At 57.9% G+C, this 17409-nt stretch carries 14 protein-coding genes and 1 pseudogene; 6 read left to right on the forward strand and 9 right to left on the reverse strand.

Annotated elements, in window-relative coordinates; translation table 11 throughout:
• Positions 1 to 11 precede the first annotated feature (11 nt).
• On the forward strand, positions 12 to 2006 hold the full coding sequence (tkt, locus tag NWP14_RS02835) for a transketolase (RefSeq protein WP_375214736.1): 1995 nt from the start codon (positions 12 to 14) through the stop codon (positions 2004 to 2006).
• A gap of 52 nt (positions 2007 to 2058) precedes the next feature.
• Positions 2059 to 2799 carry a phosphatase gene (locus NWP14_RS02840; protein WP_375214737.1) on the forward strand — a complete coding sequence of 247 codons (741 nt, stop codon included), beginning with the start codon at positions 2059 to 2061 and terminating at the stop codon, positions 2797 to 2799.
• Positions 2800 to 2832: 33 nt separating this feature from the next.
• Here the strand turns inward: NWP14_RS02840 and NWP14_RS02845 are convergent, their stop codons facing one another.
• The 4 genes from NWP14_RS02845 to ptsP are packed head-to-tail and all read right to left on the reverse strand — an operon-like array spanning position 2833 to position 7620.
• Complete coding sequence (locus tag NWP14_RS02845; RefSeq protein WP_095102196.1) at positions 2833 to 3222, reverse strand: PTS fructose transporter subunit IIB; 390 nt, start codon at positions 3220 to 3222, stop codon at positions 2833 to 2835.
• On the reverse strand, positions 3219 to 4073 hold the full coding sequence (locus NWP14_RS02850; RefSeq protein ID WP_331833826.1) for an AraC family transcriptional regulator: 855 nt from the start codon (positions 4071 to 4073) through the stop codon (positions 3219 to 3221). The genes NWP14_RS02845 and NWP14_RS02850 overlap by 4 nt, the downstream gene beginning before the upstream one ends.
• A gap of 1 nt (position 4074) precedes the next feature.
• A complete protein-coding gene (locus tag NWP14_RS02855; protein WP_095102200.1) occupies positions 4075 to 5094 on the reverse strand; it encodes a PTS fructose transporter subunit IIC in 1020 nt (339 codons plus the stop codon).
• A 24-nt stretch (positions 5095 to 5118) separates the two neighbouring features.
• Positions 5119 to 7620 carry a phosphoenolpyruvate--protein phosphotransferase gene (gene ptsP, locus NWP14_RS02860; RefSeq protein ID WP_375214738.1) on the reverse strand — a complete coding sequence of 834 codons (2502 nt, stop codon included), beginning with the start codon at positions 7618 to 7620 and terminating at the stop codon, positions 5119 to 5121.
• A 570-nt stretch (positions 7621 to 8190) separates the two neighbouring features.
• Between ptsP and NWP14_RS02865 the strand changes: the two genes are divergently transcribed.
• The 3 genes from NWP14_RS02865 (at position 8191) to NWP14_RS02875 (ending at position 12197) form a co-directional block, all read left to right on the forward strand.
• Positions 8191 to 9279 carry an ABC transporter substrate-binding protein gene (locus NWP14_RS02865; RefSeq protein WP_375214739.1) on the forward strand — a complete coding sequence of 363 codons (1089 nt, stop codon included), beginning with the start codon at positions 8191 to 8193 and terminating at the stop codon, positions 9277 to 9279.
• 85 nt (positions 9280 to 9364) lie between these two features.
• Positions 9365 to 11134 (forward strand): iron ABC transporter permease, encoded by a 1770-nt coding sequence (locus NWP14_RS02870; RefSeq protein WP_331833824.1) that lies wholly within the window; start codon positions 9365 to 9367, stop codon positions 11132 to 11134.
• Positions 11127 to 12197 carry an ABC transporter ATP-binding protein gene (locus NWP14_RS02875; protein WP_375214740.1) on the forward strand — a complete coding sequence of 357 codons (1071 nt, stop codon included), beginning with the start codon at positions 11127 to 11129 and terminating at the stop codon, positions 12195 to 12197. Before NWP14_RS02870 ends, NWP14_RS02875 begins: the two co-directional genes overlap by 8 nt.
• A 258-nt stretch (positions 12198 to 12455) precedes the next feature.
• Here NWP14_RS02875 and NWP14_RS02880 read toward each other — a convergent pair whose 3' ends face one another.
• Genes NWP14_RS02880 through budA form a run of 3 tightly spaced genes read right to left on the reverse strand, consistent with a single transcriptional unit; the run spans position 12456 to position 15719 of the window.
• The gene (locus NWP14_RS02880; RefSeq protein ID WP_095102210.1) at positions 12456 to 13226 is read right to left on the reverse strand and encodes a (S)-acetoin forming diacetyl reductase; all 771 of its coding nucleotides are present in this window, start codon (positions 13224 to 13226) and stop codon (positions 12456 to 12458) included.
• Positions 13227 to 13249: 23 nt separating this feature from the next.
• Positions 13250 to 14929, reverse strand: a complete 1680-nt coding sequence (gene alsS, locus NWP14_RS02885) for an acetolactate synthase AlsS (protein ID WP_095102212.1) — start codon at positions 14927 to 14929, stop codon at positions 13250 to 13252.
• A 10-nt stretch (positions 14930 to 14939) separates the two neighbouring features.
• Positions 14940 to 15719, reverse strand: coding sequence for an acetolactate decarboxylase (gene budA / locus NWP14_RS02890; protein ID WP_095102214.1), 780 nt, complete (start codon positions 15717 to 15719; stop codon positions 14940 to 14942).
• Between the two features lie 106 nt (positions 15720 to 15825).
• Here budA and NWP14_RS02895 point away from each other — a divergent pair, with 106 nt between their 5' ends.
• Positions 15826 to 16698 (forward strand): LysR family transcriptional regulator, encoded by an 873-nt coding sequence (locus tag NWP14_RS02895; protein ID WP_375214741.1) that lies wholly within the window; start codon positions 15826 to 15828, stop codon positions 16696 to 16698.
• A gap of 16 nt (positions 16699 to 16714) precedes the next feature.
• Here NWP14_RS02895 and cspF read toward each other — a convergent pair.
• Positions 16715 to 16924 (reverse strand): annotated as a pseudogene (gene cspF / locus NWP14_RS02900) (cold shock-like protein CspF); the annotation flags it as partial.
• Positions 16925 to 17121: 197 nt separating this feature from the next.
• On the reverse strand, positions 17122 to 17292 hold the full coding sequence (locus NWP14_RS02905) for a YnfU family zinc-binding protein (protein ID WP_223261794.1): 171 nt from the start codon (positions 17290 to 17292) through the stop codon (positions 17122 to 17124).
• Positions 17293 to 17409: the final 117 nt, after the last annotated feature.

Below are 17409 nucleotides of genomic sequence, written 5' to 3' on the forward strand. Positions count from 1 at the left end.
GGGAGTTTGTTATGTCATCAAGAAAGACCCTGGCGAATGCCATCCGTATGCTCAGCGTTGATGCCGTCCAGCGGGCCAATTCGGGTCACCCGGGCGCGCCGATGGGGATGGCGGATATTGCCGAAGTTCTGTGGCGGGATTTTCTTAACCACAACCCGAATAACCCGATGTGGGCAAACCGCGATAGATTCGTGCTCTCCAACGGCCACGGCTCGATGCTGATCTACAGCCTGTTACACCTCACCGGCTACGATCTGCCGATTGACGAGCTGAAGGCGTTTCGTCAACTGCATGCCAAAACCCCGGGCCACCCGGAGGTGGGCTATACCCCTGGCGTGGAAACCACCACCGGGCCGCTGGGGCAGGGGATCGCTAATGCGGTCGGCATGGCCATTGCGGAGAAAACCCTGGCGGCGCAGTTTAACCGCCCCGGCCACGAGATCGTGGACCACTTCACCTGGGCCTTTATGGGCGACGGCTGCATGATGGAGGGGATTTCGCACGAAGCGTGCTCACTGGCCGGGACGCTGAAGCTCGGTAAGCTGGTGGCATTCTATGACGATAACGGCATTTCCATTGATGGTCATGTGGAGGGCTGGTTTACCGACGATACCGCCAAACGCTTTGAGGCCTACGGCTGGCACGTGGTGCGCGGGGTTGATGGGCATGACCCTGAGTCTATCCGCGCCGCCATTGACGTCGCCCGGTCGATAGACTCAATGCCGACGTTGATTATCTGTAAAACGATCATCGGTTTTGGCTCGCCGCATAAGGCCGGTACTCATGATGTTCACGGCGCCCCGCTGGGAGAGGCCGAAGTGGCGGCAACGCGCGAGGCCCTGGGCTGGCCGCATCCGCCGTTCGCGATCCCTTCTGACATCTACGCGCAGTGGGATGCAAAAGAGGCCGGCCGGGCAAAGGAGGCGGCATGGAATGACAAGTTCGCCGCCTACGCTCACGCGTTCCCGGAACTGGCTGCCGAATTCACCCGCAGGATAAAGGGGCAGATGCCGCCCGACTTTGCCAGCAAAGCCCAGGCGTATATTGAAAAGCTGCAGGCGAAACCGGCGAAGATCGCCAGCCGCAAGGCCTCACAAAATGCGATTGAAGCCTTTGGTCCGCTGCTGCCGGAATTTCTCGGCGGCTCCGCTGATCTGGCTCCGTCAAACCTGACGCTCTGGTCGGGCGCGACAGCGATCAACCTCGATAGCGGCGGGAACTATATCCACTACGGGGTGCGTGAATTCGGCATGACCGCCATCGCCAACGGTATCGCGCTGCACGGCGGCTTTCTGCCGTACACCTCGACCTTCCTGATGTTTGTGGAGTATGCCCGTAACGCGGTGCGTATGGCGGCGCTGATGAAACAGCGTCAGGTGATGGTCTATACCCACGACTCCATCGGTCTGGGTGAAGATGGCCCGACCCATCAGCCGGTCGAGCAGATTGCCTCGTTGCGCCTGACTCCTGACCTCAGCACCTGGCGTCCCTGCGATCAGGTGGAATCGGCGGTGGCGTGGAAGTACGGCGTGGAGCGTGAAGATGGCCCAACCGCGCTGATTTTCTCCCGGCAAAACCTGACCCAGCAGGAACGGACCTGGCAGCAGGTGCAGGATATTGCGCGCGGCGGCTACGTATTGAAGGATTGCCTCGGCCAGCCGCAGCTGATCCTTATCGCGACCGGCTCTGAAGTTGAGCTGGCGGTTGCTGCCTATGAAAAACTGACCGCCGACGGCGTGAAGGCGCGGGTAGTGTCAATGCCCTCCACCGATGTATTTGATAAACAGGACGCCGCCTATCGCGAGGCCGTACTGCCAAAAACCGTTTCCGCTCGCGTGGCGGTGGAAGCGGGGATTACCGACTACTGGTACAAATATGTTGGGCTGAACGGCGCGGTTATCGGCATGACCACCTTCGGTGAATCGGCCCCGGCGGAGCAGTTGTATCAGACGTTCGGTATCACCCTCGAGGCGATTTTGCATCAGGCGAAAGCGCTTCTGGCTTAACCTTCCCGGCCCCTTGCACGACCTGGGGCCATTTTTTATTCAGGGGAAAGAAATGTATCCCGTCGACCTGCATATGCATACTCTTGCCAGCACCCACGCCTACAGCACGATTCATGACTACATAGCCGCCGCCGCGCGCAAGCATATCCGCCTGATCGCTATCACCGACCATGGACCGGAAATGGTCGACGCGCCGCATCCGTTCCACTTTAATAATCTGCGCGTGCTGCCGCGCGTCGTTGAGGGCGTGGGACTCCTGCGCGGTATCGAAGCCAACATCAAACCCGGCGGCGAGACCGATTGCAGCGCCAAAATGCGCGCTTCGTTAGATCTGGTTATTGCCGGGTTCCACAAACAGGTCTTTGCCCCGGCCGGGATGGCGAGCAACACCGATGCGCTGCTCGCGGTAATTGAGAGCGGAAAGGTGGATATCATTAGCCACCCCGGCAACCCGGAGTATCCCATTGATATCCCGGCGGTAGTCGCGGCCGCCAAAGCCTGCCACGTGGCGCTGGAGGTGAATAACGCCTCTTTTGTCCATTCGCGTCAGGGTAGTGAGGCGAACTGCCGCAACATTGTTGCCGCCGTGCGGGATAGCGGCGGGCTTATCGCGCTGGGCAGCGATTCGCACAGCGCGTTTTCAGTGGGTGATTTCAGCGCCTGTCAGCATCTGCTTGCAGAGGCTGATTTTCCCGCATCAAGGGTCCTCAACACCTCCCCGCGACGGGTGCTGGAGTTTCTTGAACGCCGCGGCGGGGATCGCATTGAGGAGCTCTACGCTGCACTGAGCTGAGAAGCATTTGCTTCTCAGCTTTACGCCCACCCGCTACAGGTCGATGACGTTGCCTCTGGGCAGATTCAGCGACTTGCGGATCGCGGCGATAACTTCCGTCGGCTTGAGCAGCAGCGAGTTAATGCACACGTTGAGAATACGGCAGCCGTCAAAGCGTGCGGGATTATCGATAGTAATATCGGACGCAATGATGGCGAGCTCGGATGCGAAAATATCCTTATCGGTAATGGGATTCTTCAGCCCCAGCACGCCCTGGGTCTCAATTTTGATCGCAAAGCGATACTGCTTCGCCAGTTTTTCCAGCTGCTCTGCGGCCATATAGGTGTGCGCCACGCCGGTTGCGCACGCGGTTACCGCGACAATATGCAGATTGCGTTCGCTTGAGAAGGGCGGGATCTCATCTCTTCCTGCGCGAGTTATCATAAGCTTGCTCCCTTATTTTTGCGCCGGTACTCAAGCGGCGTACAGTCGTTAATATCGCGAAAGACTTTGCAGAAATAGTTGGTATCAGTGAAACCGCACTTCTCTGAAACCTCGTTGATTTTCAGATTGGTATTCATCAGCAGCGCCTTCGAACGCGAGATACGGGCCAACTTCAGATATTCATTGAATTTCACGTCTGACTCCTTCGAAAACAGACGCGACAGGTAGCCGGGTGAGATGTTAAAGGTCTCGGCGACGCTTTCCCGACTGATGTCCGTGTGGTAGTGGCTATCGATATGGCCTTTAATTTCATCCAGCAGAGAGAAGGGGCCCTGCTGGTTATTCAGGCCATCGGTGATTTGGCACAGCAGATCGTTTATTAGCGCATAGGCGATGTGGGCAAAGGTTTCGCCGGTATGATCCTGCGCCCACGCTAACGATTCGGTCAGCTCAAGCAGGCGGTCACGAACCGTACTGCTGGAGTTTTGCAGGTTATATTTCTCGACTTCTTTAAACTGCGTCCCGTCCCAGTTACTGATACTGAAACCAACATCCTGCTTCCAGAACACAATCGACATGCAGATAACCGGGCCTTCCCACAGCGGTGAGTTCCAGCCGTTGGCGGGAATATAGGTAATCGTGCCGACCGGGCGCTCACATTTAACGATCCTGTCGGTCCCTTTCGGCAGCAGCATGCTCAGGGTGCCTTTTACCGTAAGTTCGATGCGCGGCACGTGCAGATGGTAGGCCATCGCCGGGGCCTGCGCGTTGCCGTTGGCCACCAGCACGTTGTCATTGCTCGCGCCCTGGGTACTAAATTCGCTGAGGATGGATTGAATAAACGTGCCCATATTATGCTCGCGGTTTGATAACGGTTTTTAATATTTTGACCGCAACTGCGGTCGTCACGGTTCCCGCGGCCACTGAAACGAGATAGCCAAAGTGGTTGCCGATCACCGGCAACACGATAAGCCCGCCCCAGGGCGCGGCGTTGGTGGCGCCGAACCATAAAGAGAGGACGGCGGCGACCGCGCTGCCGAGCATAATCGCCGGGATCACGCGGACCGGATCCGCCGCCGCAAACGGGATCGCCCCTTCCGTGATGCCCATCGCGCCCATAATAACCGCGGGCTTCCCGGCTTCTCGCTCAACATCATTAAAAATGCCTTTAAACAGAAAGGTCGCCAGCGCCAGCCCCAGGGGCGGGGTGCAGTCAGCGGCGGCAACCGCCGCCATCAGCTGTGGGTTAGTTGAGATCAGGGCGACGGCAAAGAAAAAAGCGGTTTTGTTCAGCGGACCGCCCATGTCGACGGCGATCATGCAGCCGAGAATGGTCCCGAGAATAATGAACGAGGTCCCCTGCATATTGCCAAGCCAAACGCTAAGCCACTTCATGACTCCGGCTATCGGGTCACCAATGATGTAATAAACCGCCATTCCGGTGAGGAAGGTGCCGACCAGCGGGATAATAAAGATCGGCAATACCATCCGCAGGAAGTGGGGAACATTGAGTCGGGCAATCATATTGAGCAGAAGATAGACGACCAGCCCGGCAATAATCCCGGAGAGCATGCCGCCTAAAAAACCGGCCCCCATCTGGTAGGCCATTAACCCGCCGATGGCACCCGGCGCGATACCGGGTTTATCCACCATTGAATAGGCGATAAAACCCGACAGGATCGGAATGAACAGGGTCAGTCCGGCCATACCGATTTGCGACATGGCTTTCAAAAAACCGTGGTCCGGCACGGCCGCTTCGCCATTGAACATCACCGCCAGCGCCAGCAACACGCCGCCGGCCACCACGAAGGGGATCATGTACGACACGCCGGTCATAAAATGCCGCTTGGTATTTTTTAATAGTTTTAACATCTTAGCCTCATACCGTAGTGGTGATCAGAAGGCCAGCGTTCTGGATATCAGGTCATAGAGCGCTTTCGGGTTTTGTGTCTCTTTGATTTGGCGGACAAATTCATCTTTCATCAGCATGCGCGCAAGCGTGGAGAAGTATTTCATATGCTCGTTATCCTTCGCCGATTTGCTGATTGTCAGCATAAAGAGGGTATCGACCATCACGCCGCCCCAGGCGATCGGCTGCTTAAGCGTCGCGACGCTGACGGTCGAGTCGCCAATGGCGTCCGTTCGGGCATGGGGGATAGCAAATCCTGAGCCGACAACGGTGGGGAAAGGGACTTCGCGGGCCCAGATATCGTCGCACAGTATCTCCCGCGCGGTGGTGCGGTGGTGTAACCACAGGTTATCGACCATTATTTTGATTGCTTCGTTTTTATCGGCAGCGTCAATGCCCCACATAACCATCTCCGGCGACAGCAGCGGTTTCTTCACCGCGCCGACCGCAGACCTGCGCAGCTCGGTTTTGACCCGCTCGGCGTTTGGGCTCTGGAGAAGAACCCGCGCCAGCGTCTGACAATCGGCAAAGCTAAGCTCGCGCAGGGCCTGTTTTATCCCCGCAATCGCCGGACAGCTCATGCTCAATTCATCAAAGCCGAGGCCGATAAGGAGCGGGAGTATGCTCTCGTCAGCGGCCAGTTCGCCGCACAGGCCGATGGGTTTACCGAGGCGGTGGGCCTCGCCTGTCGCTAATTTGAGGGCGCGCAGAAGCGGCGGCGCATAGCTGTCAGAAACCCCCTTGAGCCGGCTATTACCCCGGTCAGCGGCAAAAAGATACTGCGCCAGATCGTTACTGCCCAGGCTGAAAAAGTCGACGTATTCGGCCATTTCCTCCATGGCGAATAGCACGGAGGGAACTTCCAGCATAATACCGAGCGCAATCCGCTCATCGAAGGCGCGCCCCTCGCGGCGCATCTCCTGCTTAACTGATTCCAGCACCTCCCGGCACCAGATCAGCTCTTCAACGCGCGCAATCATCGGCAGCAGGATTTTGGCTCTACCGACCGCGGACGCGGAGAGAATCGCCTTTAGCTGCAGGGCGAAAAGGTCACGATATTGCGGATAAGTTCGCACTGCGCGGAAACCGAGGAACGGGTTCTCTTCTTTACCGCAGTTAAGGTACCCGACGGGCTTGTCGCCGCCGATATCGAAGGTGCGAAAGGTCACCGATTTTCCGGCGGCCAGTCTGACCACCTGGCTATACAGCTCGTTCAGCTCTTCCCCGGACGGCGGCCGGTCGCGCTGCATAAATGCGGTCTCGGTTCGGTAGAGCCCGATATGCTCCGCGCCGCCGTCGATTGCCGCCTGTACTTCTGCAAGGCTGGAGATATTGGCGGCAATTTCGACACGATGTCCGTCGCTGGTCCGCGCCGGGGTTGCCGCGCTGGCGCGCATCAGCCGCTGCATTTTCTGCTGTATCGCGATTTCATGGCGGTAATAGCGCAGGATTTTCTCATCCGGATCGGTTATTAAAATGCCCGGATCGCCATCGATGATGACCTGCCGATCGGCATCAAGTTTGAGGGCCGAAAAATCGATATCCGTCAGTGCCGGAATGCCTAATGAGCGGGCCAGAATCGCCGTGTGCGACGTTTTTCCGGTAGTCGACATGACCAGGCCTGCAAGCTGGGTTCTGTCGAGGGCCAGAAACTGGTCGGGGGTCAGCGTGCTGGCGAAGACGATCGTCGGCGCATTCAGCGTAAGCGGCTGCTGCGCCAGAGCCTGCTCGCCATACATGATGCGGATTAGCTGGCTGGCGATATCAAGGATATCCAGCGTTCGCTCCCGCAGATAGTGGCTTGATGAGCGCTCAAGTACGCGACAAAAATCGAGTGCCGCCTGCACGATCGCGGACCAGGCATTCATCTTGTCATTAAGATAACCGATCGCATTATTCTGAAAAGCAATGTCGCTGATGAGCGAATGCTGAGCCTCGATAAGATCGTGCTCAACGCCCTGGGTTTGCCCGAGGGCGATTTCTTTTTCGGCGCCTAATCCCTCGAGCCCGGTAATCAGACGCGCCTTTTCGCTCTCCAGGTCCTCAATACGGCCGGGATTGCGCGCGGCGAGCTCGCTGAACGTAAGGCTTTGCATGAACAGCGTTTTGGCGATCGCCGCGCCTTTATTAATACGGGTTCCCTGGATCACCCGCGGGTTTAGCTCCCGCAGGCAGCGGGGAAGGTAGCCGTGTAGGGAGACGGGAGCTGACGCAATGCTAAACGCAGGAAGGCGGGCCAGTAGCGCGCGCAGCTCAGATGCGGTCTGCTGTTCATCATTACCGCTAAGCACGATACGGCACTCATCGTTTAGCAACGTATCGGTGGCAACCAGCGAGAGGGCGCTTTTCGCATTGGCCTGTAGGCCGGTACGGGTATTCTCCCAGCTTACAGCGGCCTGAAACAGGTTGCATAAGCGCGCGATATATCCTGCGGGCCTGGCGTGAATACCTTCGTTAAGATCGCATGTATAAGTAACTATCACCGCCATTTCGGCTCCTGCGCGCTGTTGTACATCGATATTCGCGGTCTAAGCTCGCTATCTTTCCTCGTTCTCCAGGGTGATGAAATAGTAAAAAAGTCACCTTTACTTAAAAATAGTGACCTGATTGTGATTTTGTGACTTTTGTCATGTTTATGCTGACGCGTTTTTTTATTACCTTTTTGATTTAAAAAATATTTTTACTTTTTTCTTTCATGACCAGTTTGCTATGTCGGTCACAAATTTTAAGCTTAAGGCGCTAGCAGCCGGCGGTAAAAGCGAAATTACCGCCGAGGATCATTGCGCGCATGAATATTGTGCTGCTCGACAACCCGGCGGGCATTATATTTGCGCTCAGGTAAACGTAAGGACTATTTTGCGAAACGGCTTAGCTTAATATTTCTTAATATTCCAGCAGGGTAACGCTTATCGCCGCACGGATTCCGCTCGCCATTTATTTAGTTAAATTCCGTCAGCATCACAAAAGCCAGAAAAAAACCGCCCCCAGCGTTGCAAGGCGCGAACGCCTCGCTATATGTTAAATTTGTGTTTAATAAATGATGTCTAAGGGTTGGTTTTATGTATAAGAAAATTGGTGGGTTAGTGGTTTCACTGACGACGGTCTTCTCTGGCTCCGTTTTGGCGGAACTACCTCAAGGCTACCCGGCTGAATATCAAAAAGTGGTTGATGGCGGGACGAAAGAGGGCAAAGTTGTCATCTATTCAACGACGGACACCAAAGCGGCGGGTCCGCTAATTAAAGGATTTGAGGCGCAGTACCCCGGAATTAAAGTTGAATATAACGATATGAACAGCACCGAGCTGTATAACCGCTACATCAGCGAGCAGGCGGCGGGCGGCGGCAGCGGGGACGTGGTCTGGAGCTCATCGATGGATACGGCGCTGAAGCTTGCCACCGATTACGCCGAAGAGTACGCCTCGCCCGAGCTGAGCAAGCTGCCAAAATGGGCGGTCTGGCAGCAGAAAGCCTACGGCACCACCTATGAACCGGTGGTCTTTATCTACAATAAACGGCTGATCCCGCAGGGCGACGTCCCGGATTCTCATACCTCGCTGGCGAAGCTGATTGCCGGCCAGGCCGACAAATTCAAAGCTAAAGTTACCACCTACGATATCGAAAAATCCGGCCTGGGCTTTATGCTGGCCGTGCAGGACAGCAAGGCTGACGCCAGCTATTTCAGCGACCTGGCCGGAATGGCCAAAGGCGGCCTGACCGTGCAATCTTCTACCGGCACCATGATGGAGCGCGTCTCCTCGGGTGAAAACCTGATTGGCTTTAATATTCTGGGCTCATACGCCGAAGCGCGCGCCAAAACCGATCCCTCCCTCGGCATCGCCTATCCCAAAGACTATGTGCTGGTCCTTTCCCGCGTCTCGTTTATTACCGCCGACGCCGGGCATCCTAACGCCGCTAAGCTGTGGTTCGACTACGTGCTGTCCGAAAAAGGGCAGAGCATTCTCGCCAGCCAGGCCGATATTCCCTCAATTCGTAATGATATCGAAGGCAAAAATGATATCGACGGTATGACTAAAATGCTGGGCAACGCGCTGAAGCCGATTCCGGTGGATGAAACCCTGCTGGAATATCTGGAACCGAAAAAACGTCTGGAATTTATCAAACAGTGGCGTACCGCGGCGGCAAAATAATCCTCCCGAGGCGCGACATCCTCCGATGCCGCGCCCGTTAATACCCGGCAGGTTCTCTTTAAACGCCTGACCAAAGGGATCGCATATGAACCTATTACGCCGAAAATGGCAGGGGCTGCCGCGCGGTATTGTGGTACTGATCGCGGCATTAGTTATCTATGTCCCGCTGTTATTTATTGTGGTGCAGAGCTTTCTCTCGGCACCTTTTTTTGCGCGGTCGAAAGCGTTCAGCTTCGAAGCCTTCGAATTTATATTTACCGATCCTGATTTTTATCTGGCGCTAAAGTCCGGCTTTATTCTGGCGTTCGGCCTGGTGGCGATCGCGATCCCGCTCGGCGGGATCCTCGCGTTTCTGATGGTCCGCACCGATTTACCCGGGCGGCGCTTTATTGAACCCCTGATCCTGGTGCCCGTTTTCGTCTCGCCGATGGTGCTGGCCTTTGGCTACGTGGTGGCCGCTGGGCCGGTTGGCTTCTTCTCGCAGTGGGCCGAGCGGCTGCTGGGCTTTGTGCCGTGGAATATCTACTCGATGTTCAGCATCGTGGCGATCGCCGGATTAACCCACGTCCCGCACGCCTACCTGTACATCTCGTCCGCCCTGCGCAGCGTCGGCTCCGACGTCGAGGAGGCGGCCCGGACGGTAGGCGCGTCGCCGCTGCAGGTTATGACCTCGGTCAGCCTGCCGATGGTGCGGCCCTCGATCCTCTATGCCTGCGTACTGCTGTTTTTCCTCGGTCTGGAAGTGTTCGGCCTGATGCTGGTACTCGGCGACCCCGAAGGCAATATGGTGCTGGCGACCTATCTCTATAAGCTGACCAATAAGCTTGGAACCCCTTCATACCACCTGATGGCGGCGGTGGCGGTGGTGCTTATTTGCATCACCATCCCGCTGGTGATGCTGCAGCGTCGGCTGATGCGCACCGCCAGTCGGTTTGTCACCATGAAAGGTAAAGCCTCCCAGGCGCGCGCGCTGCCGCTGGGCAAGTGGCGCTGGGTTGCCGGGGTGGTGGTGGTGCTGTGGCTGACGGTGACCATCGGCGTTCCGCTGCTTGGCGTGGCGATGCGGGCGTTTATTTCGAACTGGGGCGTCGGCGTTTCGCTGTGGGACGAGCTGTCGCTGGCGACCTTCCGCAATATCTGGCAGCAGCCGAACCTGCTGCGGGCCATCGTCAACTCGATGGCGATCGGCATTTTTGGCGGCGCGCTGGCGGTCGTTTGCTATCTGTTTGTCGGGATCGCCATGCACCGTAAGCCGGACAACGTGACGCGCTTTCTCGACTACAGCGTGCTGGTGCCGCGCGCGGTGCCGGGCCTGCTGGCGGGGCTGGCGTTCCTGTGGGTGTTTCTGTTCCTGCCGATGTGGCTGGATCAGTCGCTGAAAAACGGCTGGCTCTCGGCGCTGCCGATGGCCGACTGGCTGCGCGAACATCTTATTGCGCAGCTGCGCGCGCTGCGCAATACCATTTTCAGCGTCTGGCTGGCCTATACCGTGGTATGGATGGCCTACGGGCTGCGCCTGATCTCCTCGACGCTGCTGCAGGTTGCGCCGGAGCTTGAGGAGGCGGCCCGCAGCACCGGCGCCTCCCGCGGGCAGGTCACCCGCCACGTCACGGTTCCGCTGTCGCGCTACGGCCTGATCGGTTCGTGGCTGCTGATGTTTCTGATCTTCGAGCGCGAATACTCCACCGGGGTGTACCTGCTTTCGCCGGGAACGGAAACGATCGGCTCGATGCTGGTCTCGCTGTGGGCGGCGGGAGCGATTGATATCGTCGCCGCGCTCTCGTTTATCAATATCCTGCTGGTGGTCGTCGGGCTGGGTATCGCCCTGCGCTTTGGAGTGAAATTACATGATTGAGCTATCTGTAGAAAACCTGCATCTCACCTATGGCGACAACCCGGTCCTGAAAGGGGTATCGATGGAGCTCAGTCGGGGGGAAGTGGTTTCCCTGCTCGGGCCCTCCGGCAGCGGGAAAACGACCCTGCTACGCGCCGTCGCCGGGCTGGAAAAGCCTACCGCCGGGCGTATTACCATTGGTAAAACCACGGTCTACGACGGCAATCCGCGCAGCGAAATTCCCGCCGAGGAGCGCAATCTGGGGCTGGTGTTTCAGTCTTACGCGCTGTGGCCGCATAAGAGCGTATTTGAAAACGTCGCCTATCCGCTGAAGCTGCGCAAGGTCGCCCGCGGCGAAATCGCCCAGCGGGTGCAGGCCGTTCTCGACCAGCTCGGTCTGGGACATCTCGGCAATCGCCATCCCCATCAGCTTTCCGGCGGCCAGCAGCAGCGCGTGGCGATTGGCCGGGCGCTGGTCTATAACCCGCCGGTTATCCTGCTCGACGAGCCGCTGTCGAACCTCGATGCCAAGCTGCGCGAAGAGGCGAGGGTCTTTCTGCGCGAGCTGATTATCAATCTCGGACTCTCGGCGCTGATGGTGACTCACGATCAGAATGAGGCGATGGCGATTTCCGACCGGATCCTGCTGCTGAACAACGGGGTGATTGAGCAGCAGGGCACGCCGCAGGAGATGTACGGCAACCCGACGACGCTGTTTGCCGCCGAGTTTATGGGCAGCAATAACCGCCTGCGCGGTAAAATCACGGCGCTGGAAAGCGGCCGGGCGCGCATTGAGGGAGCCAGCTGGGCGCTGTGGGGCATGGCGGGAGAGGGGGTTAGCATCGGCAAGGAGGCGACGGCGGTGATCCGCGTTGAGCGCCTGCGCCTCGGCTCCTCGCCGGAAGACAACATGCTTGAGCTGCCGCTGCTGACCAGCATGTATCTTGGCGACCGCTGGGAATATCTGTTCCGCACCCGCGGCGATGACTTTGCCATTCGCGTCTACGGCTCAACGCTGCGCGACGCGGAGCATTGCCATATCACGCTTCCCGCCAGCGACCTGTGGATCTTCCCGACGCCTTAGGCCGCCGGCATAAAACAGGGCGAAGTGAGGGCTGCCTCCGCCCGCAAACGAAATATGGCCGGGGGCCTGGGGTCATAAATATCGTGCGGGGAAAATTAGACTGGAGCTATCTCTATTGCGGGAGCACAACAGGGACGTACGCGGTAGGCTGCAGGAACGGGCGGGCACCCGCGCGTGAGGTCAGGTCAAAAAAAAGCCCCTGCGTTGCGGCAGGGGCAAATCATGTCAGAGCTTAATATTATTAGTTGAATACCGCGATTAGTTGAATACCATGCCGCCGTCGATCAGCAGCGATTGCCCGGTCATATAGTCCGAATCCGGGCCGGCGAGGAACGACACGCAGGCCGCGACGTCTTCGGGCTCCGACAGGCGGCCGAGGGTGATACGTTTGGCAAACTCAGCCGTGCCGTAACCCAGCGGTTTACCCGCCGCTTCCGATACCTGACGGTCAATTTCCGCCCACATTGGCGTCTTGACGATCCCCGGGCAGTAGCCGTTAACGGTGATGCCCAGCGGCGCCAGGTCGCGGGCTGCGGTTTGCGTCAGGCCGCGAACGGCGAATTTACTCGAACTGTAGATGGCCAGCTCCGGGTTGCCGACGTGGCCGGCCTGGGAGCAGGCGTTAACGATTTTCCCGCCGTGCCCCTCTTTTTTGAATGCCTCAACCGCCGCCTGAATCCCCCAGATGACGCCCTTAACGTTGATGTTATAGACCCTGTCAATGGTTTCCTCGGTGATTGACTCGATCGGCGTTGACGGGGCGATACCGGCGTTGTTGACGATAACGTCGAACCCGCCCAGGGCTTTACGCGCCTGCTCAACGGCGGCGAAAACCTGCTCGCGACGGGAGACGTCTACCTTAACGGCCACCGCGCGGCCGCCGGCCTGGTTGATTTCAGCGGCCACCGCTTTGGCCGTGGCCTCGTTGTAATCGGCGATAGCCACGGCAAATCCATCCTTCACGAGGCGCAGCGCGATAGCTTTACCGATGCCCTGACCGGCGCCGGTGACAAGTGCGACTTTTTCCATTTTTATTTCCTTATTGTAGTGACTCACAGTATTTGGCTGAGATGGAGCTGGCCCATCAGCAGGGGGTTATCGCGGTAATCGACCGGAATGGCGACCACCGCCGGGCCATCGACATCCATCGCGGCGCGCAGCGTCGGCTCCAGCGCGTCGGCGCTCTCTACCGAGAACCCTTTGGCCCCGAACGCTTCGGCGTAGACTTTGAAATCTACCGGGCCGAACTCCACGCCGGAGAGGCGCTGATATTTTTTCTGTTCCTGGATCGCCACCATGTTGTAGCCGTTATCGACCCAGATGATGTGCAGAATATTGGCGTGCAGCCGCACGGCGGTCTCCAGCTCCATGCTCGACTGCAGGAAGCCGCCATCGCCGGAAACGGATACCACCTTGCGCTGCGGATTGACCAGCCATGCGCCAATCGCCCACGGCAGAGCGACGCCCATCGTTTGCTGGCCGTTGGAGATCATCACCTGGCGGGCGCGGAAGCTGTACAGGTAGCGGGCAATCCAGATATGGAAACTGCCCATATCGACGGTTAACGTGACGTCGCTGTTGACGATATCCTGCATCGCCCGCACGATGCGCAGCGGATGGAGCGCGAACTGATTCAGCTGCGCCCCGCGGCGGTCAAGCAGCTCCCGTTGACGCTGGCGGTCGGCGAGGATTTCCGCCGCCTGCGGGGTTAACACCAGCCGATGCTCAATGCGCTGGCTCAGCTTCTCCAGGGTGCCGGCGATGTCGCCCACCAGCTCGATATCCGGCACGTAATTCCGCTCTTCGTAGGCCGGCAGCACGTCGATATGCACCAGCGTTGCCGTGCCGTTATTCCACATGGCCGGCTCGTACTCGACCGGGCTATAGCCGATGCAGATGATCAGATCCGCCTGGCGCAGCAGGCGATCGCCCGCCTGGTTATTAAACAGGCCCACCCGGCCGGCGAAGCGGGTGAAGTTATCCTGATTCACCGCCCCGGCGGCCTGATAGGTGCTGGTGACCGGAATATGGCTTTTTTCCAGCAGGCGGTGCAGGGCGCGGCTGCTTTCCGGCTGGCTGGCCATCAGCCCCAGCAGAAAGATGGGGTTCTTCGCCGCGGCGATGGCCTGCGCCACGCCGTCGACGGCGTCATCCGGCGCGGCACCCATTTGCGGCGCTTTGCTGGCGGGCAGCGTACTGCCGCGGGTGGGGCCGTCGACGATATCCTGCGGCAGGCTGACAAAAGCGCTCCCCGGGCGTCCCTGCTCGGCGGCGCGGAAGGCGTTGGAGACCACTTCTGCCAGCGCGTCGGCGGCGGTCACTTCGACGGAATATTTGGTGACCGGGCTGAACATGGCCACGGTGTCCATGCTCTGGTGGACCAGCTTGGCCTTATCCGCCCGCTTAACCGCACCGCCCAGCGCCACCACCGGGTCGCCTTCGCTATTGGCGGTGGCCATGCCGGTTATCAGGTTTGAGCAGCCGGGGCCGGAGGTCACCAGCGCGACGCCCGCTTTACCGGTAATACGCCCCACCGCCGCGGCCATAAAGGCGGCGTTGGCTTCGTGGCGTACCGGGATAATGCGGATTGAGGAGTCGAGGAGGGAATCAAACACCTTGTCGATTTTGGCGCCGGGGATACCGAAGACCTGGCGTACTCCCTGGGCCTCAAGCTGGCTGACTATCATGTCGGCACCGTGGGCCCACTGGCGTTCGTGACGCGGTTTGTCCATCTGAAGCTCCTTAGTTTTCTACCGCACGAATGGCGGCATCGAGATTGTCAGGATGCAGGTCGGCCTGCAGGAAAGCGCTGTCGGCCGGGAGGTCAATCATCAGCTTGTGGATCTCGCCGAAGGTCAGCACGCCGCTATCGAGCTGGTAATCCAGCAGATGGCCGCCGCCCTGACGATCGTCGGTTATAAAGTGCTCGTGGTAGCCGGCAACGTTGAGACCCTGCATATGCTGCGGGGTGCGAAAGCCGACCAGCGTGCCCTGCCGCTGGTTAAAGCGAAAAACCGGCTGGTCATCCAGCACGTCGGTCATCGCCCGATAGGGCGGCGTCTGCCGCGGCACGGTGCGGGTATGGGCGTGGCGGAAGTGGCCATCAATATGCAGGGCGCAGAACAGGTTATCGGAGGGGATCTGCCGGTTGATAATATCGTGCAGCTGCTGGCGGCTGACCGGGTGGTCAAAGGTTTTTCGGTACTGCGGCCTGAACCAGGTCATCACCGCGAACGGCGTTTTTTGATCCGCCCGGGCTTTACGCGCGCTGCCGTCGGCGCGCAGCTGATAGACTTCGCTGCTAAAGGCGATAAGTTCGCCGTCGAGTTCGTTAAAGGTCCCGAGGCCGAAGTCGCCGTGGGTGAGCAGGTCGGCGATGGTGGTACTGCCCTCGTAGACCCCGCTCAGGAGCGCGCTCATCAGAGAGGTCTGATAGATCACGCTATCGGGATGGTGGGCAGAGAAGCCGCGTATGGTTTCGCACAGGCTCTCTTCGCAGGAGCATTCAGGATAATGATTCACAATCCACTTCCTCGTTCAACAAATATAAGAAAGATTAAATAAATGTTGACCCGATTCAGCTCTCAGTTCCAATATAGAAACCATGCTGGTTTGAGACGTTTTCGATATGGAACTTCGTTATTTACGCTATTTTGTCGCCGTGGCCGAGGCGCGGAACTTCACCCGGGCGGCCCACGAACTTGGGATTTCTCAGCCGCCATTAAGTCAGCAAATTCAGCGCCTTGAGCGCGAAGTGGGGACGCCGCTGCTGCGTCGTTTGACGCGAGGCGTTGAGCTGACGGAAGCCGGGGAGTCGTTCTACGTCGACGCGCGTCAGATCCTCGCCTTAAGCGATGCGGCGTTGGAAAAAACCAAGGGGATTGCGCGGGGCGTCAACGGCAGCCTGGTGCCGGGCATTACCAGTTCAGCTGCTTTTCATGTGCAGATCTTCACTTTGCTGTACCAGTTTCAGCAGCGCTATCCGTCGGTGGCGCTGCGCCAGGTCGAAGGTAATATGGCGACCCTGATGAACGCGCTGGGTGAGGCGGAGCTGGATATCGCTTTTGTCCGCCTGCCGTGTGAAAGCAGCAAGGCGTTTAATTTGCGCATTATTGCCGAGGAGCCGATGGTTATCGCGCTTCACCGTTCGCACCCCTTGTCCGGGGAAACCGCGCTCTCCCTGACACAGCTTACCGACACGGTGCCGATTATTTTCCCGCCGGAGGTGGCGCCGGGCCTCTACGAGCAGGTTTACGATAGCTGCCGGCATGCGGGGGTCGATCTGAGCCGCGCCAGGCAATCTTCACAGCTCTCTTCTTCTATTAGCATGGTGGACGCGGGGTTCGGCTTTGCGCTGGTGCCTCAGTCGATGACCTGTATTCGCCACCCCAACGTTACCTGGCATCCGCTGCTGGGGGAGTCGCTGAAGACGGATATCGCCATCGCGTGGCGGCGTTTTGAACGTTCGCGAACGGTAAAACGCTTTCTGGAGATGTTTTAAGCGGGTCGTCGGTCTGGCAGGTATAGACGTTTGCCGCCGTCGGCCCGCGTAGGCCGTTAACCCGACGAAACTCAACGCGAATACCGGGAGTCATGGGGGTGGACTCAGCGGAGGATAATGCGGAAATATGAACCTGAACGTCTTTACGACCATCGGAAGGGACGATGAGTCCTCTGCCGGTTTTATTATCAAAGCTTTTGACAATACCTGTCATTTTTTGGAACAAATAAACTCCTGGTAAAAATAAAAAAGCGATAACGATACGTTATGCCAGGAAATAACATGTGGATCTATTTAAAACCCGCCATAGTGCGGGTTTTCTATTTGCCGGTACGAGGTAAAAACCGATTGTTTGATTCGTCCCAATAATAAGAATTATCTAAATAACGGGGCGGGGAGCAATCAGCGTCTGGCATTTAGGGATTAGGCGGCGTTTCTGGGTGAGGTCTGGAAGAGTTTATGGCAGTAAGGGCAGATGAGCTGGGCGCCTTTTTGTACCCGGCTAAAGCTATGTTCTGATTCCTGGGAGCAATTAGGGCAGGAACATTTTACAAGGTAATTACGGCGGGTTTTCGAGTCTTTTCGATCTGACATATGATTTTTTCCTGATGTAATGGCCTGCAACCATACATCATTCTTCTATCAATAGCTCGAAATGATTTCGCCGTGGGAAAATAAACTCCTGATTGGTCAACGCTATTTTCGCGGCCT

This window comes from Klebsiella sp. C349492, from assembly GCF_042055345.1.
GTDB lineage: Bacteria > Pseudomonadota > Gammaproteobacteria > Enterobacterales > Enterobacteriaceae > Klebsiella > Klebsiella scottii.